This window comes from Janthinobacterium sp. (assembly GCF_031995485.1).
In the GTDB taxonomy this organism is placed as follows: domain Bacteria; phylum Pseudomonadota; class Gammaproteobacteria; order Burkholderiales; family Burkholderiaceae_D; genus Janthinobacterium.
On the sequence record NZ_DAMAGB010000025.1, the window covers coordinates 49,749 to 71,364 of the forward strand.

At 62.7% G+C, this 21,616-nt stretch carries 16 protein-coding genes; 9 read left to right on the forward strand and 7 right to left on the reverse strand.

Annotated elements, in window-relative coordinates:
* Positions 1-73: 73 nt before the first annotated feature.
* Both RTQ46_RS15065 and RTQ46_RS15070 read left to right on the forward strand, forming a co-directional pair.
* Positions 74-1,036 (forward strand): DUF2167 domain-containing protein, encoded by a 963-nt coding sequence (locus RTQ46_RS15065; protein WP_312437770.1) that lies wholly within the window; start codon positions 74-76, stop codon positions 1,034-1,036.
* A gap of 85 nt (positions 1,037-1,121) precedes the next feature.
* On the forward strand, positions 1,122-1,631 hold the full coding sequence (locus tag RTQ46_RS15070) for a DUF1993 domain-containing protein (RefSeq protein ID WP_312437771.1): 510 nt from the start codon (positions 1,122-1,124) through the stop codon (positions 1,629-1,631).
* Here the strand turns inward: RTQ46_RS15070 and RTQ46_RS15075 are convergent, their stop codons facing one another.
* The gene (locus RTQ46_RS15075) at positions 1,632-2,192 is read right to left on the reverse strand and encodes a glycine zipper 2TM domain-containing protein (protein ID WP_312437773.1); all 561 of its coding nucleotides are present in this window, start codon (positions 2,190-2,192) and stop codon (positions 1,632-1,634) included. It lies immediately after the preceding gene.
* A gap of 157 nt (positions 2,193-2,349) precedes the next feature.
* On the opposite strand from RTQ46_RS15075, the gene RTQ46_RS15080 reads away from it, so the two are divergent.
* The 6 genes from RTQ46_RS15080 to RTQ46_RS15105 all read left to right on the forward strand — a co-directional run bounded on the left by RTQ46_RS15080 (position 2,350) and on the right by RTQ46_RS15105 (position 11,139).
* Positions 2,350-3,462, forward strand: a complete 1,113-nt coding sequence (locus RTQ46_RS15080) for an NADH:flavin oxidoreductase/NADH oxidase (RefSeq protein ID WP_312437775.1) — start codon at positions 2,350-2,352, stop codon at positions 3,460-3,462.
* A gap of 175 nt (positions 3,463-3,637) precedes the next feature.
* Positions 3,638-5,224, forward strand: a complete 1,587-nt coding sequence (locus tag RTQ46_RS15085) for an ABC-F family ATP-binding cassette domain-containing protein (protein ID WP_312437776.1) — start codon at positions 3,638-3,640, stop codon at positions 5,222-5,224.
* Positions 5,225-5,444: 220 nt separating this feature from the next.
* Positions 5,445-5,906, forward strand: a complete 462-nt coding sequence (locus RTQ46_RS15090) for a RidA family protein (protein WP_312437777.1) — start codon at positions 5,445-5,447, stop codon at positions 5,904-5,906.
* 64 nt (positions 5,907-5,970) lie between these two features.
* On the forward strand, positions 5,971-7,404 hold the full coding sequence (locus RTQ46_RS15095; protein WP_312437778.1) for an amino acid permease: 1,434 nt from the start codon (positions 5,971-5,973) through the stop codon (positions 7,402-7,404).
* A 238-nt stretch (positions 7,405-7,642) separates the two neighbouring features.
* Positions 7,643-9,115: an amino acid permease gene (locus RTQ46_RS15100; protein WP_312437779.1), complete on the forward strand. Its 1,473-nt coding sequence runs from the start codon at positions 7,643-7,645 to the stop codon at positions 9,113-9,115.
* Between the two features lie 68 nt (positions 9,116-9,183).
* Positions 9,184-11,139, forward strand: coding sequence for a S9 family peptidase (locus RTQ46_RS15105; protein ID WP_312437781.1), 1,956 nt, complete (start codon positions 9,184-9,186; stop codon positions 11,137-11,139).
* Between the two features lie 156 nt (positions 11,140-11,295).
* Here the strand turns inward: RTQ46_RS15105 and RTQ46_RS15110 are convergent, their stop codons facing one another.
* The 3 genes from RTQ46_RS15110 to RTQ46_RS15120 form a co-directional block, all read right to left on the reverse strand.
* Positions 11,296-13,254, reverse strand: a complete 1,959-nt coding sequence (locus tag RTQ46_RS15110; RefSeq protein ID WP_312437782.1) for a phosphatase PAP2 family protein — start codon at positions 13,252-13,254, stop codon at positions 11,296-11,298.
* 106 nt (positions 13,255-13,360) lie between these two features.
* Positions 13,361-15,511, reverse strand: a complete 2,151-nt coding sequence (locus RTQ46_RS15115) for an FUSC family membrane protein (RefSeq protein ID WP_312437783.1) — start codon at positions 15,509-15,511, stop codon at positions 13,361-13,363.
* Between the two features lie 91 nt (positions 15,512-15,602).
* Positions 15,603-17,291 (reverse strand): M14 family zinc carboxypeptidase, encoded by a 1,689-nt coding sequence (locus tag RTQ46_RS15120; protein WP_312437784.1) that lies wholly within the window; start codon positions 17,289-17,291, stop codon positions 15,603-15,605.
* A gap of 148 nt (positions 17,292-17,439) precedes the next feature.
* Here RTQ46_RS15120 and RTQ46_RS15125 point away from each other — a divergent pair, with 148 nt between their 5' ends.
* Positions 17,440-17,889 (forward strand): hypothetical protein, encoded by a 450-nt coding sequence (locus tag RTQ46_RS15125; protein WP_312437785.1) that lies wholly within the window; start codon positions 17,440-17,442, stop codon positions 17,887-17,889.
* An 84-nt stretch (positions 17,890-17,973) separates the two neighbouring features.
* On the opposite strand, the gene RTQ46_RS15130 is transcribed toward RTQ46_RS15125, so the two are convergent.
* The 3 genes from RTQ46_RS15130 to RTQ46_RS15140 form a co-directional block, all read right to left on the reverse strand.
* A complete protein-coding gene (locus RTQ46_RS15130) occupies positions 17,974-20,127 on the reverse strand; it encodes a S46 family peptidase (protein ID WP_312437786.1) in 2,154 nt (717 codons plus the stop codon).
* Positions 20,128-20,378: 251 nt separating this feature from the next.
* Positions 20,379-20,648: a GlsB/YeaQ/YmgE family stress response membrane protein gene (locus RTQ46_RS15135; protein WP_312437788.1), complete on the reverse strand. Its 270-nt coding sequence runs from the start codon at positions 20,646-20,648 to the stop codon at positions 20,379-20,381.
* A gap of 192 nt (positions 20,649-20,840) precedes the next feature.
* A complete protein-coding gene (locus RTQ46_RS15140) occupies positions 20,841-21,416 on the reverse strand; it encodes a YceI family protein (protein WP_312437789.1) in 576 nt (191 codons plus the stop codon).
* Positions 21,417-21,616 lie beyond the last annotated feature (200 nt).

Below are 21,616 nucleotides of genomic sequence, written 5' to 3' on the forward strand. Positions count from 1 at the left end.
GCAATAATTATCCATCGAGCAATTATTTCATTTAAAATAACTGTTCCTTTATCGTCACCATTGCGGATATCCCATGTTGAAAAAATTGCTGGCCATTGTGTGCCTGTCCCTCGCCGGCCTGATGGCCGTCGCCCATGCCGACGACAAGCCGGCCGGTCCGGAAATGACGGCCGATCAATTCCTGGCGCAACTGCAATTTCAGCGTGGCAAAATCACTTTGCCAGGCGGTATCGCCACCCTGGATCTGCCCGCCAATTTCCGCTATCTGTCGCCGAAGGACGCCGAGCGCGTGCTGGTTGATGCCTGGGGCAATCCGCCAGGGTTTGAATCGCTGGGCATGATCGTGCCGGCCCAGACCAGCGTGCTCGAGCGCGACAGCTGGGGCGTGATCGTGACATATGAAAAAGAAGGCCATATCAAGGACGACGATGCGGACAGCATCAAGTACGACGAGCTGCTGAAAGACATGCAGGCCTCGGTCCAGGAAAACAACAAGGAGCGCAAGCAGCAGGGCTATCCCGCCATCCACCTGATGGGCTGGGCGGAAAAGCCGAGCTATGCCAAGGACAGCCATAAACTGTACTGGGCCAAGGACCTGATGGCGGACGGCGGCGAACATTCGCTGAACTACAACGTGCGCGTGCTGGGCCGCGAAGGCGTGCTGAACCTCAATGCGATCGCCAGCATGGGCCAGATCGACGCGATCCGCCAGGAGATGCGGCAGGTGACGGCATTTACCGACTTCACGCCAGGCAACCGCTATACGGACTTCGACAGCAAGACCGACAAGGTGGCCGAGTATGGCCTGGCGGCGCTGGTGGCCGGCGGCGTGGCCAGCAAGCTGGGCCTGTTCGGCAAGCTGGTGGCGCTGCTGCTGGCCTTCAAGAAGGTGCTGCTGGTGCTGCTGTTCGGCGCGGGCACGGCCATCTGGAAATTGTTGACGGGAAAACGCAAGCAGACGCCGCCGGTGCCGCTGCCGGTATCCGCGGAGCAGCCGCTGCATGCGCCGGACGGCAAGGTCAATCTGGACAAGTAGACCCAGCCGTCAGCCTGTGCTGCGTGCGCACCTGTCCAGGCTGCCTCGGGTACACTGGCTTATCGTCATTTACCCAGGAGTCACCATGTCAGTGTCCATGTACCAGGCAACCATTCCCGTGTTCGCGCGCGGCTTGCGCGTCGTCTCGTCCTTGCTGGAAAAAGCGCAGGCCCATGTCGAGCAGGATGGCATCGTGCCCGACATCCTGTTGAGCGCGCAGCTGGCGCCCGACATGCTGAATTTGACGGCGCAGGTGCAGCGCGTCAGCGATACGGCCAAGCTGTCGGTACAGCGCCTGAGCACGATTGCCGCGCCCAAATTCGAAGACAATGAAACCTCGTTCGAACAGCTGCAGCAGCGCATAGCCGACACCCTCGCCTATGTCGAGGGCGTGAGCGCCGGTCAGATGGCGGGCAGCGCCCAGCGGGAAGTGGTGCTGAACTGGATCGACGGCGGCAAGACGTTTGCCGGCGACGACTACCTGCTCGGCTTTGCGCTGCCGAATTTCTACTTCCACGTCTCGATGGTGCACGCCATCCTGCGCAACAACGGCGTGACCATCGGCAAGCTCGACTACCTCGGTTCCTACGACTGATCAGCGCTGCGGCTGCTGCACCTGGTTCTGCACCGCATTGCCCAGGAAGCCGCCGCCGATCACGCCCGCCACCGTCGCCAGCGTCTTGCCGCGACCGCCACCCACCTGATTGCCGATCAAGCCGCCGATCACGGCGCCCGTGCCGATGCCCACGTAGTTGGGCTGCGCGGGCGCCTGGGCCTGTACCGGCTGCTGGCGCACCGGTTCGCGGTAGGCGTAATCGTCATTGCGGCTGGCCGGACGCGCCTGCGCCACATGATGGACCACGCGTTTGTGCACCACCGGCGCCGGTGCCGGAGCAGGGGCCGTCTGGGCCACCACCGGCGCCGGAGCAATCACAGGGGCGGCCACCGGGGCGGCCACGGGCGCCGCCAGATTGCTGGCCATCAGATCGGCCGGCACGGCCGGCGCTGGTGTGTTCGTGGCACGCGAGTTGGGCAGGATGCCGGCCACCGACGCCGCGCCGACCAGGCACAGCACGGTAAACGAAACGGCGGCGCCCGCCAGCAGAGGGTGGATGCGGGCGCTGTTGCTGGTGTTGCCGGTGGTGGTGCTGTTCATGTCTGTCTCCTGGAACTGGTTGGTATTGCTGATGTGTCCAGAGTATCGATGGATGGTGCGCCAGGCTAGCCCTTGCGCTGTATCAAACGTAAGCAGGTGTAATGCAGCGTTTTTTTGATCGCGGTACCATCGGGGCTTCATCAAGACGGAGTCATCCATGAGTCAGTTATTCACGCCATATCAGCTGGGCCCCTTATCGCTGGTCAACCGTATCGCCATCGCGCCGATGTGCCAGTACTCGGCCGAGCACGGCAACGCCACCGACTGGCACATGATTCATCTGGGCCACATGGCGCTGTCAGGCGCCGGCGTGCTGATGACGGAGGCGACCGCCGTCTCGCCCGAGGGACGCATTTCGGCTGACGACCTGGGCCTGTGGTCCGACGACAACCAGCAAGCGCTGGGCAAGGTGGTGCAGGCGATCCGCCGCCACTCCAGCATGCCGCTGATCGTGCAGCTGGGCCATGCGGGACGCAAGGCGTCGAGCCGCGCGCCGTGGAAGGGTGGCAACTGCGTGCAGTTGTCGGAAGGCGGCTGGCAGACGGTGGCGCCGTCGGCATTGCCGCATGCAGCCGGTGACACCGTGCCGATCGCGCTCGACGCGGAAGGCCTGTTGCAGGTCAAGGCCGCGTTTGTCGCCGCCGCCAAACGCGTGCATGCACTGGGCATCGAAGGCATCGAACTGCATGGCGCGCACGGCTATTTGCTGCATCAATTCCTGTCGCCGCTGGCCAACCAGCGCACGGATGCGTATGGCGGCAGCCTGGAAAACCGCATGCGCTTTCCGCTCGAAGTCTACGAGGCGGTGCGCGCCGCCGTGCCGGCCAGCGTGGCGGTCGGCATGCGCATTTCCGCCACCGACTGGGTCGAAGGCGGCTGGGAGATCGAGCAGAGCGTGCAGTTCGCCCATGCACTCAAGCGCGCCGGCGCCGACTTCATTCACGTCTCCAGTGGTGGCGTATCGCCACTGCAGCAGATTGCGCTCAGCCCCGGCTACCAGGTGCCGTTTGCCGAGCGCATCAAGGCCGAGGTCGGCATGCCGACCATCAGCGTGGGCCTGATCACGGAGGCGCAGCACGCCGAAGAGATTGTCGCCAGCGGCCAGTCCGACATGGTGGCGCTGGCGCGCGCGATGCTGTTCGATCCGCGCTGGCCATGGCATGCTGCGGCCCGGCTGGGCGCGCAAGTGCAGGCTCCGCCGCAATACTGGCGCTCGCAGCCGCGCGAATTCAAGAACCTGTTCGGCGATACCACGCAGGGCCAGCGCTAAGCAGTACAAGGGGGTGCCGCGCTGCAAAAACCGGCATCCTCTGCTACACTCGCGCTTCTTCATCTTGTTGCTTCAGGACGATACCGACATGCGCCATTGATACTGCCGTGCTTGTGCACGGCCCAGCCCATCCCGCTGACGCGGAATTTGCCAGCCTTGCCCAAGGAGTATCGCTATGCCTGCATTACTGCAACTCGACCATCTGTCCTTCCATTTGCCTGACGGCACCACCCTGTTCCACGATCTGCAGTTTGCGTTTGCGCCGCGCCGTCTGGGCCTGGTCGGCGCCAATGGTATCGGCAAGAGCGTGCTGGCGCGCCTGCTGGCCGGCCGCATGCTGCCTGCCAGCGGCGCCGTGCGCTGCGATGGTCGCATCCATCATGTGGCACAGGAACTCGACCCCGGAATTTTTCCCACGGTAGCCGCGCTGGCCGGCGTCGACGGCACGCTGTCTGCGCTGGAGCGCATCGCTGCCGGTTCCATCGATGAGGCGGACTATGCGCTGGTGGGCGACGCCTGGGACGCGCCGGCGCGGCTGCAACAGGCGCTCGACGAAATCGGCTTGGGCCGCTTGCGTCCGGACACCCCGGCAGCATCGCTGAGCGGCGGCGAGCGCCAGCGGATTGCGCTGGCCGGCGCCTGGCTGTCGCAGGCCGACTGGCTGATTCTTGACGAACCGAGCAACCATCTCGATGCGAGCCAGCGCGCCCGGCTGGTGCAGCAGGTCCGGCGCTGGCCGGGTGGCTTGCTGCTGCTCAGCCACGACCGCAGCCTGCTGGCGCAGGTCGACGAGATCGTCGAATTGTCGTCGCACGGCTTGCGCAGTTATGGCGGCAATTACGCGTTCTATGCCGAACAACGCAGCCTGGAACAAGCGGGTTTTCTTGCCGCGCTGCAGGCGGAAAAAGCGGGCGCCCGGCGAGAGCAGCGCGAGGCGCACAAGCAGGCGGAACGCCAGCAGCGCAACGTGGCGCGCGGCGAGCGCGATGGCCGTGACGCCAATCAAAGCAAGCTGCTGCTCGATGCGCGCAAGGAAAGCAGCCAGGACAGCCAGGGCAAGCTGCGCCTGCGCGCGCAGGCGGCGCAGGCGCAGCGCCAGGAGCGGATCAGGGAAGCGAGCGAACGCTGCGCACCCGATGCCGAACGGCTGCTGCTGGCACCCGATAGCCGGGTGCCGAATGGCAAGCTGCTGCTGGAATTGCGTGGAATCGTCCTGCCGCATGGCAGCGCGCAGCCGCTGGACCTGATCCTGTGCGGCGCGCGCCGGCTGGCGGTGACGGGCGACAACGGCAGCGGCAAGTCGACCCTGCTGCGCGTAATCGCCGGCCTGCTGGCGCCCGCCAGCGGCGAAGTCAACTGCCATGCACGCCTGGCCTGGCTGGACCAGCATGCAGGGTTGCTCGATGGCGAGCTGAGCGCCGTGCAGCGCCTGCAACAGCGCAACAGCAAGCTGGGCGAAGGCGAGCTGCGCACGCGGCTGGCGCTGCTGGGCATTGCCGGTGCGCGTGCCACCATGGCCAGCGCTCTGCTCAGCGGTGGCGAGCGGATGAAGGTGGCGCTGGCGGCCGAGCTGTATGCCGAAGCGCCGCCGCAATTGCTGCTGCTGGACGAGCCCGACAATCACCTGGACCTGGCCAGCCTGCAGGCACTCGAAGCGATGCTGGCGCAGTATCAGGGCGCCCTGCTGGTGGTGTCGCACGACCAGGCTTTCCTCGACCGGCTGGCCTTGGACGAGCCCGGGCTGCATATGTCACCGTGCTGAGCAAGCACGCATATCAAGACCTGCAAGCTGAGCCCGGCAATCGACAACGGATACTGAATATAGTTTGATTATCGGTATAATCCACTGAATAACCGGCCCTATTTGTGAACTTAAACTGTCCATTCGCCCCTATGATGGGGTTTAATCTGGCGTTGTTATCACAGTGATATTGTCACTGGCCGATTCAGCACTGTTCATTTTGTCTTCCTGGAGAATCAGCATGTCGTTTTACGAAAAACTCAAAGCCCTGAATATCGCATTGCCGACCGTGGCCGCGCCAGCCGCCGCCTATGTGATGCATGCACGCACCGGCAATACCGTCTTCCTGTCCGGCCACCTGGCCAAGAAAGACGGCAAGGTCTGGGTCGGCCAGCTGGGCAAGGACACGACGACGGAAGAAGGCAAGCTGGCTGCGCGCGGCATCGCCATCGAACTGATCGCCACGCTGCAGGACGCCTGCGGCGGCGACCTGAACAAGGTCAAGCGCATCGTCAAGGTGATGAGCCTGGTCAATTCCACGCCTGACTTCACCGAGCAGCACCTGGTTACCAATGGCGCTTCGGAACTGTTGGTCGAGGTGTTCGGCGACAGCGGCAAGCATGCCCGTTCCGCATTTGGCGTGGCGCAAATCCCGTTGGGCGCGTGTGTCGAAATCGAATTGATCGCCGAATTGGCGCAGTAAAAGCATCAACTGCACCGGCCTCCAGAGACGGCCGGTGCATCATAAAAAAGACGGAGACGAAGTAATGAAATCGAATGAACAAGGCTTGCACCGTGGCCTCGGTGAGCGGCAGATACGCCTGATGGCCTTGGGCGCCGCAATCGGCGTCGGCCTGTTCCTGGGATCGGGCAATGCGATCCGCATGGCCGGGCCCGGCATCATGCTGTCCTATATTATCGGTGGCGCGGTCATCTTTTTGATCATGCGCGCACTGGGCGAAATGGCCGTGCACAATCCCGTCGCCGGCTCCTTCAGCCGCTATGCGCAGGATTACCTGGGGCCGCTGCAGGGCTACCTGACCGGCTGGAATTACTGGTTTTTATGGCTGGTCACCTGCGTGGCGGAAATTACCGCCGTCGCCATCTACATGGGCATCTGGTTCCCCGATGTGCCGCGCTGGATCTGGGCGCTGGCCGCCCTCGGCTCCATGGGCGCCGTCAACCTGCTGGCCGTGAAAGCCTATGGCGAATTCGAATTCTGGTTTGCGCTGATCAAGGTCGTCACGATTATCCTGATGATCGTCGGCGGCGCCGGCATGATCATCTTTGGCCTCGGCAACGATGGCGTGGCGATCGGCATTTCCAACCTGTGGACGCATGGCGGCTTCTTCCCGAACGGCGCGCAGGGCGTGCTGATGTCGCTGCAGATGGTGATGTTCGCCTACCTGGGCGTGGAAATGATCGGGCTGACCGCCGGCGAAGCGGCCAATCCGAAAAAATCGATCCCCGACGCGATCAATTCCGTGTTCTGGCGCATCCTGATTTTCTATGTCGGCGCGCTGTTCGTGATTTTGTCGATCTATCCGTGGAATGAAATCGGCACTACCGGCAGCCCGTTCGTGATGACTTTCGAGCGCCTGGGCATCAAGACGGCCGCCGGCATCATCAACTTCGTGGTGCTCACCGCTGCCTTGTCATCGTGTAACGGCGGCATCTTCAGCACCGGCCGCATGCTGTACAACCTGGCGCTGCAGGGCCAGGCGCCGAAGGCGTTTGCCGAAACCACGTCCAGCGGCGTGCCGCGCCGCGCCATCATGGTGTCGGTATTCGCGCTGCTGATCGGCGTGTTGCTGAACTATCTGGTGCCGGAAAAAGTGTTTATCTGGGTCACCTCGATTTCCACCTTTGGCGCCGTCTGGACCTGGGGCATCATCCTGGTCACGCAACTGAAGTTCCGCAAGACCTTGAGCCCGCTGGAGATCAGAAACCTGGCCTTCCGCATGCCGTTCGCGCCGTATGGTTCGTGGATTTCGCTCGCCTTCCTGGCGCTGGTGATCGGCCTGATGGCGTATTTCCCCGATACCCGCGTGGCGCTGGTGATCGGCCCGGCCTGGCTGATCCTGCTGACGGTGCTGTACTACGCGCTGGGCCTGGCGCCAAAAGAGCGCGGCGATGACGTGCCGCAAGGCTACGAGGCGGGCTGGCCGCCGGCGGAGATCAATCTGCATAACAAGAAATAAGGTCAAGCACGGTGGCGATACGCTGGCGCGCCCGCTGCAACTGCAGCGGCGCGCTTTTTTATTGGCAGCGCCGTTGTTTCCTTGCATCAAAGATCTGTTTGGCTGGACCGGTGAAAGCCCTATAATCGCTTAGTTTTGAAAATGGGCTGTATCGTTTCCCGGGTTTTGCCAGGTCAGCACCATGCACCATTTTCATGCGTTTTCAGTTGTCATGATCCGCCTCCTAAAAGGATTGCTAGTGAGCCAAACCCTGGTCCAGAAACTCTGCCGCACCAAACCGATCGATACCACGACCGAAGTTGGTGAAGGCCTCAGCAGCAGCGGCTTGAGCCGTTCCATCGGCCTGTTTTCCCTGACCATGATCGGCGTGGGCGCCACCATCGGCACGGGCATTTTCTTTACCATGGTCGAGGCCGTCCCCAAGGCGGGCCCATCCGTGATCCTGTCGTTCCTGATCGCCGCCATCACGGCGGGCCTGACGGCGCTGTGCTATGCGGAACTGTCGTTTCGCATTCCCGCCTCGGGTTCCTCGTATTCGTTTGCCTACGCCACGGTGGGCGAATTCCTGGCCTTTATCATGGCCGCCTGCCTGCTGCTCGAATATGGGTTGGCGGGGAGCGCGGTGGCCATCGGCTGGTCGTCCTACCTGAACAATTTCCTGGAAAACGGTTTTGGCTGGCATATTCCGGCCATGCTGCGCACACCGATGATCGTGTCCGGGCCGAACGGCATGGAGTTTCATGCCGGCCATATCAACCTGCCGCCGATCTTTTTGATCGGCATGTGCTGCCTGCTGCTGCTGCGCGGCGCCAAGGAATCGGCCCTGATGAACGCCATCATGGTACTGATCAAGCTGGCCATCCTGGTGTTTTTTGTGGTGGTGGCGTTCTCAGGCTTTAACGCCGACAACTTTGTTCCCTTCTTCAATACCGACAACAGCAAGGGCTTTGCCGGCATGACGGGGGTGACCGCCGCGGCCGGCACTGTGTTCTTCTCGTTTATCGGCTTGGATACGGTAGCGACGGCTGGCGATGAAGTGAAAAACCCCACGCGCAACGTGCCGCGCGGCATCCTCGGCGCGCTGCTGATCGTCACCGTGTTCTACCTGCTGGTGGCGGTGGCCGCGCTCGGCGCGCAGCAGGCGAAACTGTTCGAAGGCCAGGAAGCGGGCCTGGCGGTGATCCTGCAAAACGTCACCGGCAAGGCATGGCCCGCGCTGGTGCTGTCGGCCGGCGCCGTCATTTCCGTGTTCAGCGTGACCCTGGTCACGATCTACGGCCAGACGCGCATCCTGTTTGCCATCAGCCGCGACGGCCTGATCCCGAAATCGTTCCAGAAGATCCATCCGCGTACCCTGGTGCCGGTCAGCAATACGCTGATCGTCTGCCTGGTGGTGGCGCTGGTGGCCGGCTCCGTCGATGCCACCTATCTGTGGGACATGGTCAGCATCGGTACGCTGACCGCCTTCATGGTGGTGTCGATTGCCGTGCCGGTGCTGCGCCACAAGCAGGGCGCCAACCGCATCGCCGGCTTCAGCGTGCCGTTCGGCCCGTACGTGATTCCGGGCCTCAGCGTGCTGGCCTGCCTGTACATCATGCGCGACTTGCCGCATACCACGTTCGTGGTGTTCAGCGTGTGGATGGCGGTGACCATCGCCATTTATTTCCTGTACAGCATACGCCATTCGCACCTGGGCAAGCAGGGACGCTGATCTTGCCATTGACCATCCGAAACCGCCGCGCTTGCCGGCGGTTTTTTTCATTTCTAACCGGGAATTACATGATGAAAATAACCGAAATCGCAGGCCTGGGCCTGCTGGCCGGCGCCATGCTGGCGGCCGGCGCACAGGCGGCCGTACCGTCGTCGCTGCGCGATTACCGCGCGGTGGCCCTGTCCGGCAACGCGCAGCGCATCGTCGCCATCGAATCGACCGATACGGGCGGCCAGGCGCAGCGCCCGCATGGCGCGCTGGTGGTACGCGATGCGGCCAGCGGCGCCATCGTGCAGCAGTTCGATCCGTGCGCCGTTTGTTCCTACGATAAACCGAGCTGGTCGCCCGATGGCAGGCAGCTGGCCTTTGTCGCGTATGACGGCAAGGCCGGCAAGGCCAGCCTGTTCCTGGCCACGCTGGGCGAGAAGAAGGCAACGGAGCTGCTGAATCTGAAAGGCGTGGCCAGCACGGCGCGCTGGTCGCCCGACGGCAAGCAGGTGGCATTGCTGGCCACGGTGGGCGCGCGCAAGCTGGCCGGCGCCGTGGAAGCGGGCGCGCGCCAGGTGGGCGAAGTGGGCAGCGAGGACGACGCGCAGCGCATCGCCGTCGTGCTGGCAGCCGGTGGCCCATTGCGCCTGGTTTCTCCTGCCGACACCTACGTTTATGAATACAACTGGACCCCGGACGGCCGCGGCTTTGTTGCCACCAGCGCCAAGGGCAATGGCGACAGCAACTGGTGGGTGGCCAAATTGACTCACGTCGATGCGGCCAGCGGCGCGCTGCGCGAGATTGCCGCGCCGGCCATGCAGCTGAACCTGCCATCGGTCTCGCCGGACGGCAAGACGGTGGTGTTTGTCGGCGGCCTGATGAGCGACTTCGGTTCGATCGGCGGCGATATCTACACGGTGCCGCTGGCGGGCGGCACGCCGCGCAACCTGACGCCCGATTACCGCGGCACCTTCAATGGCGTGGTGTGGCGCGGCAATGGCCTGCTGGCCACCGCCCTGGTCGACTCGCAGCTGGCGCTGGTGAAACTTGATCCGCAAACGGGTCCGGCAGCGCCGCAACTGCTCGGTGCCGTCAGCAGCGGTGGTTCCGATGGCCGCCTGTCGTTCAGCGCCGATGGTCTTTCCGCCGCCGCCGCGCAGGAAGACTTCACGCATGCGTCGCAGCTGGTGGCGGGACCGCTGGCGCAGCTGAAAAAAATCACGCAGGACAATGACGGCTTTGCACCACAGCTGAGCGTGCAGAACGTGGGCTGGAACAATGAAGGCTACAAGGTGCAGGGCTGGCTGCTGGGACCGTTGAAGGTCGAGGCAGGCAAGACCTATCCGATGATCGTTTCCGTCCATGGCGGACCGGGCGCCGCCGCTTCGCCACGCTATGTGGGGCCGGGCGAACTGGCCAGCGCGCAGGTGCGCGAGCTGACGGAAAAAGGTTATTTCGTGTTCCTGCCGAACCCGCGCGGCAGCTTCGGCCAGGGCCAGGCATTTACGCGCGCCAATATGCGCGACTTTGGCGGCGGCGACTGGCGAGATATTCTGGCCGGCGTCGATGCGGTGCAAAAAGTCGCGCCCGTCGATGGCCAGCGGCTGGGCCTGACGGGCCATTCGTACGGCGGTTTCATGACGATGTGGGGCGTTACGCACAGCACGCGCTTCAAGGCGGCCGTCGCGGGAGCGGGCGTGTCGAACTGGATCAGCTACTACGGCCAGAACGGCATCAACCAGTGGATGATCCCGTTCTTCGGCGCTTCGGCGTATGACGACCCGGAGGTGTATCGCAAGGCGTCGCCGATCTCGACCATCAAGACGGCCACCACGCCGACCCTGATCTACGTGGGCGAGCGCGACGTGGAAACCCCGGCTGCGCAGTCGCTGGAATTCTGGAACGGCCTGCGCGCCATGGGCGTGCCGTCAAGCCTGTTCATCTACGACGGCGAAGGCCATTCGTTCCGCAAGCCCGAGCACCAGTTGGATTTGCGCCGGCGCAGTATTGCGTGGTTTGAGCGGTATTTGAAATGATGCCGATGGCCGGTCGTTCTGGATCGGCCAACGATATTGTCGGATTACGGCCTGCGGCCTGATCCGACCTGCGCAGCGTGCATGGTGGGGGCCGGGCAGGTCGGATTAGCGGGGCCGCCGAGGCGCGTGAGCGCGTAATCCGACCTCACCGTGAGATTACACGTCCAGCTTCAGCTGCAAGCCCGTCGCCGCATACGTCGGCGTAACCTTGAAGCCATCGACGGTAATTGTGTCGAACTTGCCCTTCAGGCTGGCTGCTCCAATCACGTTCAGGGTGTCGCCAGCGGCCGGCTTGTAGCCGTTCTGGAACGTCACTTTCAGGCTGCCGCCGGCCACCGTCATCTGGCCGCCCACGCTCAGGCGGCCGGCCTGGCCGCTGCCCAGTTTCAGTTCCAGGTTGCCGGTCGCCAGCTGCGTGTACCTGGCGGGCAGCGCCAGGCTGGTGCTGGCGCTGCTGACCAGCGTGCCGCCGCTGACATACACGTCGCCCTTGCCGAAGGCCGTGGCCGACAGCGCTTCCAGGCGGCCAGCTTCCACTTGCGTGCCGCCGCTCCAGCTGTTGTTGCCGGCCAGCTTCAACGTACCCGTGCCTTGCTTGTTCAGCTTGCCTGCACCGCTGATGTCGTTGCGCCAGCGGTCAACGGCATGGAAGCCGCCCTTGGCCGCATCCATCGCCACCACCACGTTGCCGGTAAACACGCCATAGCCATCGGCCGCGGCGAACAGGTTCAAACGGCCCCAGCCTTCAGCATCGTCCATCACCGGGTAGCCCGACGGCATGGCCGTGGTTTTCAGCACCACGCGGCGCTGCGCGTCGGACAGATATGGCAAGCGCGTTTCCAGCAGCACTTCCGCGCCTTTCGGCACCACGGCAGGCAGCGTGGCCGGGCCGCTCTGCGCGAAGCCGAACGTCATGCGGCGGATATACGCGGCCTTGTTGGCGGCGTAGTCGGCAAAGCGGTCGTTGGCGGCAGTGCCCGAGTGCGCGTAGTCGTAGAAGGTGTCGGCGGTGGTGGCTGTCTTCGCCATCAGGGTCGCGTGCGCCTGGGTGACGGCGGCGGCCTTGGTGGCGGCAGTCGTCGCATCGAGCAGGTTGGCGGCGGCGATCGCCTGCGCCTGCACGCGGCCGCTGATCACGTCGAGCGGCGAATGCATGCCGGCGATAATGCGGTTTTCGCCCAGTTCCAGGCCGCGCGCCACCATTTCCTGGTAGCGCTCGGGCAGCACATACGCCATGCCCACCGCGCCGCGCACGGCTTCGGCCGAGTGGCCGCTGGTAAAGCCGCCGTCGGTCGACGGCGTGGCGCTCCTGGCCGGCACCAGTGCCGGGATCAGGACCACATTGCTGCTCCAGCGGAACGGGCGCGCATATTTGTAGAAGCGCTTGGCCGGCTCGGTCGAACCATTGTTGCCCATGGCATTGACCAGCGCCACCACGTTGCCGAACTCGGCATTGGTGCTGCCGGCCACGCCCGTATTGGTGCCGCTGTCGTTGTACAGCACGCTGGTGGCGTCCGGTGCGATGGCCGTGATGCTGGTGCTCTGGCGCGCGGCGCTGCGCCAGGCGTCCGTCAGCGGACCCATGCCGTCGGTAATGCTGTAGCCCTTGCCGCGGCGGTCGTCCAGATACGCCGCCAGTTCCTGCGCCGGCGTGCGGCTGGTGGTGGCTTTCACCACGTAATCGATATTGGCATTGTGCACGGCGGCATTGACGATGGTGCCGCCGGGCGTGCCGTCGTTCGGCACACCGGTCCAAGCCGATTGGGCAACGGCCGGGAAGGCGCCCACGGCCGGCGCCGTGGTGCCGGCATCGACGATTTCCGTCAGCGGTTTCCAGATATCGAGCATGCCGATCAGCACGCGCACGCCGGCGTTGGTGGCGGCCGTGGCGTAGCGCGCGTCGCCGCGCTGGTTGCTGGCCACATTGTCGACAAACGGGATCGCGGTGGCGGACGGCGGCGCCGTATCGGGCGCGCCCTGGTCGGCTGGCGCGGCCGGGATCACCAGCGCGGTGTCGGCATCGTTGTGGTCGGAACCGCCGCAGGCGGCGAGGCCGAGGGCGGCGCTGATGGCCAGCGCCAGTGGCAGGCGGCGGGTCATGGAAAATGCGTGCATGTGGAAACCTTGACGTAGTGGGAGGCTGGAAAAAACCTCCGCAGCATAGCCGTCTCTTGTGACACCTTCATGACGCCTTCATGACACCAGCCTGGCGTGCGTAACCTTACCTGGGTGCCACGATATGCACGATGGCCGCGCTATGCACCACGATCTTGTCGGCATCGGCCTGCAACAGGCGGATGCGCCGCTGCACCAGCGGCCAGCCGGACCAGCTGACGTCGGCCACCGCAGGCGCCGGCAACGCCGGCTGCGGCGCGCTGATCGACGCCTTGTTGTCGAGCTGGTCCAGTGCGCGCGACAGGGTCAGGCACACTTGCGTATGGCTGTGCGTTAATAGCGCATTGACGGGCGCGACCGGCAGCTGGCTGACATGGCGGCCCAGGATCGAGCGCAGCGCCGCCACATGCGCCACCAGCAGATAGTTCTGCACGATAAACAGGTTGATGTCCTCTACCGCGCGCTGCTTGCTGGCCGGCTCGTCGAGCATGCGCACCAGCGCCGAACTGAGCGCCGCCAGGCTGTCCATCAAGCGCTTGCGTTCGATGCGATAGGCAAAATCGTCGAAACACTTGCCCTGCAGCAGTTCGAAGCTGGCCTCCATGTACGACAGGTTGACGGTCAGTACCTGGCGGATCAGCCGCGGCAGGCTCTGGTATTCCCAGTTGGCCAGCACAAAGCTGAACACGGTGGCCACCGCCGCGCCGATCAGGGTATCGATCAGGCGCTCGCTGACCAGGTTCGGGTTGCTGGGCGCCACCAGGTGCATCTGCAGCAGGATCATCAGGCTGACGGCGATCGCCGTGTAGCGGTAGCGCAGGTAGATAAAGGTCGGCGTGGCCACGATCGACAGGAACAGAATTGCCATCAGCGCGATATTGCTGTGCACGTAGCGGATCACGATGGCGGTTGCCACGCAGCCGATGATGGTGCCGATAATGCGGTCGGCGCGGCGCTGGCGCGTCATGCTGAAAGTAGGGCGCAGGATAATGACGATGGTCAGCACGATCCAGTAGCTGTGCGCCGCATACGGCAGCCAGTGGCCGATCAGCAGGCCCACCGAAATGGCCATCGCCACGCGCAGCGCAAAGCGGAAGATGGGCGACTCCAGGCGCAGGTGCGATACCAGCGTCTGCAGTTCGTATTTCTGCTGCGACAAAAACGGCGCCATGTCCGCGCCGCTCCAGAACGGCACGTCCGCATACACTTTCTGGCTGGCCAGGTGCAGCTCGGCTATCATCTTCAGGATGGCGCGGATCTTGTTGCGCTGCGCGCGCAAGGTGGCCAGCGCTTCCTGCGCGCTGTCGCCCTTGGCCTGCAGGCGGGCAATTTCCGCTTCGATATCAAGCCATTCCTTGTCGTAATTGATCTGCGCATACGAGGCGCGCTTGCGCGTGACGGCGTAGGCCACCGATTCGATATCGCGCGCCGCCTTGTAGGCCAGGTCGTGCAGGGAGTTGAGCACTTCGGAATCGGCCAGGTGCTGGCGCAGCAGCGCGTAATCGGTGTGGGTCGACAGGATCAGTTCGTACAGGTCCAGCATGCACACATGTACCTGCACCACGATCGCGTCCTTGCTGTTCTTGTGGCTGCGCAGTATCAGATCGCGCGAGGCCTGCTGGCGGTCGGCCAGGATGCTTTGATGGCGCACCAGCTTGTTGAACTGCTCGGTCAGGTTGAAGCGCGCATCGTAGAAATCGGCCTTGATGTCGATATACGCGGCCAGTTCGAACAGCGCCTCGGCCAGCACCTGCTGCTTGATGCGGTGGCGCAGCACCCAGGCCACGGCCATCGCATACGCCAGATACGCCAGGCCGCCCAGCATGAACAGGCCCGCATGCTGGAACGACTGCTGCCAGGTCATCTGGTGTTCCATCGACATGGTCATGATGAACAGCGCGGCCAGCTGCAGCGGCATCGACTTTTTGCCGTAGACCACCATCATGCTGGCCAGGAAACTGACCAGCACCAGCACCGTCATCAGCAGCCACTGCACCGGGCCGCACAGGCTGATCAATAACGTGACGGCGCTGCACAGCAGCACCGAAGCGAGCATTTCATTGAATTTGTGGCGCAACGGACTGGGCATGTCCATCAGGGTAGTGCACAGCGCGCCGATGCACACGGTCATGGCGGTATTGCTGTCGCTGATTTCCAGCGTCAGCAGGGTCAGGCCGACCAGGCCGATGGCCACGCGCAAGCCCAGGTAAAAATAATGGCTGTAAATAAAGGTGCGCAGGTTCAGTGCGTAGTGCATGGTTGTACCTTGTGGGTAGAGCACAGAAAGAGGCGCTGCACCGGGGTCTCCGGTACAGCGCCAGGATAATACGACTACTTGCAGCCCGGATTTATATCAGGGCCAGCACCGGGTAGCGCCGCCATTCAGGCTCGGCAAAGCGCTGGCAGTGTTCGAAAATAAAGTCCAGCACCGCTTCCTGGTTGCTCAGCAGATCCGGATTGGCCGTCTTCCATTCGGCGAACTTTGCCGCCAGCGCCGGTTCATCGCGCAGCAATTCGGCAGCCATGTCCTCGAACACATAGTCGGAAAACGCTTCCTTCTTCTCCAGCACGCTGTTGAAAAAGCCCCAGCGGAAAAAGCTGTCGTGCGCCTGCGGCTCCAGCGTTTCCACTGCATAACGGGCATTGTCCTGGTCCAGGCTTACCACGTAGTCGCCTGGCTGCAGGGTGAACTGCGCCGTGCGCGCGTCGACTTCCACCGTGTCGTGAAACATATGGCCTTCGTAGGCAGTGGCGCGCGTACCGACTTCTTCGATATGGTAGTAGCGCGCCGTTACCGTCTGTTCGCTGGCAATACGCGTCAGTTCGACGCCGTTCCAGCGCAGCCGTTCAATCGCTTCGCGCCAGGCCTGCGGCACCACATAGGCTTTTGGCGCCGTCACCACGACGTCCGCATCGAAGCGGTTGTAGTAGGCGATATCGCGTTCCCACGGCTGCGAGCGGTCATACGACAGGCGCTGGTAGTGACCAATCACGCTCGGCGTGTATTGCGCCTTGTAACCCTTGAAGCGGAAGGTCGATGGCTGTGCTTCGTTCATGCGCCAGCTGACGGGCCACTGTGTTTGCGTGCGGCCGGCGGCTTTCGCTTGCGCGCGCAGCTGTCTGATCTGCTCGCCATGCTTCACCGTAAACGCCATGGTGATGTCGAGCAGGGCGCGCATCGACGCGTAGCGGTCGGCAAACGGTTTCAACATATGCGTTTCGGGCATGAAGCCGATCACATGGTGCAGCGCTGCAAAACCGGTTGAAAAGCGCGGCACTTCCAGGAACTCCGCAATGCCGTGATCCGGGCTGTCCTGCACCGGATTGACATACGGGCAGGTGGGCCAGCCGGCTTGTTCCATCTGCGCAAAGATATGCGGCAGCATGGTGTCCTGCAGGAACGGACCGAGGCCATTGCCCAGCTTGTCCGTCTGCGTGTGGATCAGGGTCATGGTGTACGGATAATCGGCGCCGTTGGACGTGTGGGTGTCGACCATCACGTCCGGGTCCCAGCTGGCCAGCAGGCGGTTGAACACCTGCGCGTTCAGGCTGTCGCACTTGATGAAGTCGCGGTTCAGGTCCAGATGGCGGCTGTTGCCGCGAAAGCCGAACTGCTCCGGGCCATGCTGGTTGACGCGCGAGGTGTTCGCCCGGTTCAGGCTGCCGTCGACGTTGTAGATCGGAATGAACAACAGCACGGTGGTGCCCAGCGCCGCCAGGCGTTCCGGCTGCGTGCACAGGTCGCGCACGATGGCCATGCAGGCGTCGATGCCTTCCGGTTCGCCCGGGTGGATGCCGTTATTGTTGAAAAACACGGTACGGCCAGCGTTCTTGATCTGCTCGCGGTCGAATACGCCGTCGGCGCTGACCACGCCAGCATGGATGGGCACGCCGGAATCGGACAGGCCGATCTGTTCAAACTGCAGCACCTGCGGATAGCGGGCGGCGAGGTCTTTGTAGAAGTTGATGCATTCCAGCCAGGTCGTGGTCTGGTTGTGGTTACCGAGTTCGTAGGTCGTGCGCAAGTCTTGTGGCATGGCGGTGTGAGTCTGGGAAGGTGGGAACGGCGCGCTGGGTAAGTACGCCGACTAGGCGGCAATTGTAGCACCGGCGCTTGTGGCTTGATGCGGTGCAGGAAGTGGTTTCGTCAGCCGTGTTATCAATCAGCCTCACACGGGAGACATCATGCGCATCATCACCGTCGTTCTGCTCTGGACTTGCAGCTGGGCCTGGGCCGCTCCCCATGACGGTTCCGTCACGCTGGCCGGCGACGGTGCCCTGATCCGCTATCGCGGCATGCTGCTGGCGCTCAATGGCGCGCCGGGTGGGCAGGCAGCCGACCTGCGCCTGGCGCCGGGCAGCTTGCCGCTGTGGCAGTCCATGACCAGACGCAAAGGCAAGGTACGCGTGCGCATCACGGCGCTGCCGGGGCCGGATGAAAAGACCGCACTGTTGCTGGACTTTGGCGACAATGCCTACCGCATCGTGATTCCGGCCGCGGGCATGGATGAGCAGGCGGCGCAGCGTTATCCGGGCGCCGACCTGGCTCTGCCACTGGAAAACGGCCGGCGCGCGATCATGCGCGCCGGGCAGCCGCAAGCATCGCCATACTACTTTTCCGATATCAAACGCTAGACGAAAAAAAGCCACTTCCGAAGAAGTGGCCCAGCTTGCAACTGCCCGTTTCCGGGCTTGTCAGTTGTTATTATCTGTTGGCAATTACTCCGCGCCCATTTCTTTCAGCAGGTTGTCTGCGTGATCGACATGCTTCATATTCCACAGCATGTAGCGCAGGTCGACCTGGATCGAACGGGTGTTGGCCTTGTTGTAGTCCCAATCGGAGATGATCGAGTCCAGCGTGCCGTCAAAAGCCAGGCCGATGAATTCACCTTTCGAGTTCAGCGCAGCCGAACCCGAGTTGCCGCCGGTGATGTCCAGCGTGGCCAGGTAATCGACCGGCACGGTTTTCAGTTTCGGATCGACAAACTTGCCGAAGTCCTTGGCCTTGATCGCTGCCAGCTGGTTCGCAGGGGCGTTGAATTCGCCTTCGCCGGTAGCTTTGGCCACCACGCCATTGACGGTGGTAAACGCGGTCCAAGTGGTGCCGTCGGCGCCATGGTCACGGGCGGCAACTTTGCCGAACGTCACGCGCAGGGTGCTGTTGGCGTCAGGATAGACGGCTTGGCCCTTGCTCTTCATGAAGGCGATCTTGGCTTTCATGTAGTTGGCATACGATTGCTGGATCTTGCCGGCCAGTTCTTCGTCTTCCGCTTCGTTTTTCAGCGAATCCGGATACATGGCCACGGCTGCCTGGATAAAGGTATCCTTGCTGGCCTGGAATTCGGCTGGCGTGCGTTTCAGCCAGGCTGCGCGCTCGGCCTTGTCGCCCAGTTTGCTGCCGGCATACAGTTTGTCCAGCGCGGCTGCCAGGTCGGCTTGCGACATGCCGTCCTTGATGCCGATGGCGGCGTCAAAGCTGGCGCGGCGCTGCGCGGCTGGCTGGGCGGCGTACTTGGTCAGGCTGTTCAGTACCAGCGCCTTGTCGACTTTTTCGTCATAGGTGCGCTCGACCGAGGTGATGCCCGACTCCAGGCGCGGCAGGTCGCGCGTCTGGTAGCCCGATTTGCGCTCGGCATCGGCCTTGGTGCTTTCATTGGCCAGGCGGTACAGGCTGCGTGCCGTGTTCAGCAGGCGTGGCTGTGCGTAACCCAGGAAGAAATCGCGCTTGACGTCGGCATCGCGCTCGGCGATCAGCTTTTCCACCTGCTCGATGTCGCCGGCGAACTCTGCCTTGCGGGCGGCGTTGGCGTTGACCCAGGTTTTCAGCGCTTCATGTTCGGCCGTCTTGCGGGCCAGGAAGTCGCTGCCCGCGTAGGAGTCCAGCATGCCCTGGCGGTTCTTGTAGTAGTTGTTGACGCCGGCAACCTGGCCTGCGTATTTCAGCGCCACATCCTTGTTGTCCTTGGTTTCGCGCGCGATGATGGCCAGCGTTTCGCCCGACGCTTTCACGAAGGCAGGGTAGTTCCAGTCAAACGTGAACGCCACTTCCGACGGCAGGCGGTGACGGTTGGTGCGGCCAGGGTAGCCCAGCGCCATCACGAAGTCGCCTTCTTTCAAGCCATCCTTGGCCAGTTTCAGCACGTGTTTCGGCTGGTACGGCACGTTGTCCTTGCTGAAGTCGGCAGCCTTGCCATCGCGGCTGACATAGGCGCGGTAGAAACCGTAGTCGCCCGTGTGGCGCGGCCACATCCAGTTGTCGGTGTCGCCGCCGAACTTGCCCACGCCGGCCGGCGGTGCATGCACCAGGCGCACGTCGCGGATTTCCAGTTGCTTGATCAGGTAGAACTCCAGGCCGCCGTAGTAGGCGGACACGGTGCAGCGGAAGCCCGCTTCTTTTTCGCATTCGGCGACCAGTTGCTTCTGGTTTTTCTCGATTGCATCGATGCGTGCCTTGCCTTGCAGCTTGGCGACGTCGGCGGTGATGATCTTGTCGCTGACATTGGTCACGGCCGAGGTGACGAAGATGCGGCTGCCCGGAGCGGCCGGCAGTTCTTCGGCAAACGTCTTGGCCAGGAAACCGTTGGCCAGCAGATCGCGCTCCTTGGTGGAATTGACGGCCACGCTGTTGTAGACGCAGTGGTGGTTGGTGGCAACCAGGCCTTGCGGCGAGACAAACGAGGCCGAGCAGCCGCCCAGGCTGACGATGGCGCCCATCGGAAACTCGGTCAGCTTGGTCAGGGTGGCAGGGTCCAGTTTCAGGCCGGCCGCTTTCAATTCCTTGGCTACTTGTGGCAGCTGTTGTGGCATCCACATGCCTTCGTCGGCATGTGCAAAGTTGCTCAGGATAGCGAGCGCAATCAGGGATTTTTTCATTCGAGTTCTGGTCTTTTACATGAAGGGAAGTCGGAATCAGCGTATGTACCCGGTGATTTTTCTCAGCGGGCGCCCTAGAGTATCCGTATCGAAGTGTGACTAGTCAATGACATTTTCCGCGCCGCATGTTGCTTACTGTGGTGTATGCCAGACAATCCACGCAAAATGGCCGGGCGCTTGTGCGGCCCGGCCATGGTCAGAATTGTTGCTGTTTGGCTATCGCTTTGACAGCCACAGCCGCATATCGATGCTTAACGCATCTTGCCGCGACGCAGCAGGTTGACGATACCCAGCAGGATGACGGCGCCCAGGAACGAGACCAGCAGCGATGCGAGGCTGAAGTTGTCGCTATTGATGGTGCCCGTGCCAAACAAAGGGGCCAGCAGCCAGCCGCCGAGGAAGGCGCCGACAATGCCCACCACGATGTTCAGGAAGATGCCTTGCTGCGCATTGGTTTTCATGACCATGCTGGCCAGCCAGCCTATCACGCCGCCAATAACTATCCAGATAATGAAATTCATGTGATCCTCCGCCCGATCGATAAGTGGTTGTGGTGTATGCCAGAAGTGGTAATGGCTGACCTCATCTTGCCCGGCGCGCGCGGTCTGGTCGGTGCGGCAGTGCACATGGATGACAACTTGCTATGCTATTTCCACATAAAAAAACCCGCCTGGCTGAGGACAGCGAGGCGGGTCGTTTTTTGATGCAGGCAATTAATCGGCTTTAATCGCTTCTACCTGAATCGCCAGTTTGACTTCCGGCGAGAATGCCGGCAGGCCGAAGTTCAGGCCGAAGTCGCTGCGCTTGAACTCGGCCGTGGCGTCGGCGCCGCACACTTCACGCTTGTAGCGCGGATGCATGATGCACTTGAACTTGCCTACAGTCAGTGTCACCGGCTTGGTCACGCCCAGCAAGGTCAGTTCGCCATCGACCTGCGTCAACTGGTCGCCGGTAAAGGTGAAGTTCTTGCTCTTGTAGGTAATCTGCGGGAACTTTTCCACGTTGAACATGTCCGCTTTTTTCGCGTGCGTGTTCATCGCGTCCAGGCCGAAGTCGATCGAATCGGCCTCGATCACCAGGTCCAGCGAACCAGTCTTGGCGGCGCGGTCCAGCGTGACCGTACCCTTGGTCTTGTTGAACTTGCCGCGCCAGACGGACATGCCCATATGATCGGCTTCAAAGCTGGGGAAGGTGTGGGTCGGGTCGAGGTTGTACGTATCGGCGGCGGCCATGGCCGAACCAGCGCCGGCGGCGGCCAGCATGGCGATCATCAGGTGCGAAAGTTTCATCAATATCCTGTCAAGAGGGTTTACGGGGTGAATCAATCTGGTACGTAACGCCTGAAAAACGTTCAGGACAAGGCGCCTTGCCGAAGACAGTGCGAGCAGCACGGCGAGGCAAGAGCAACGCAGTCATGGACGTTTCTCGGACTAATACGTAACGCCTGAAAAACGTTCAGGACAAGGCGCCTTGCCGAAGACAGTGCGAG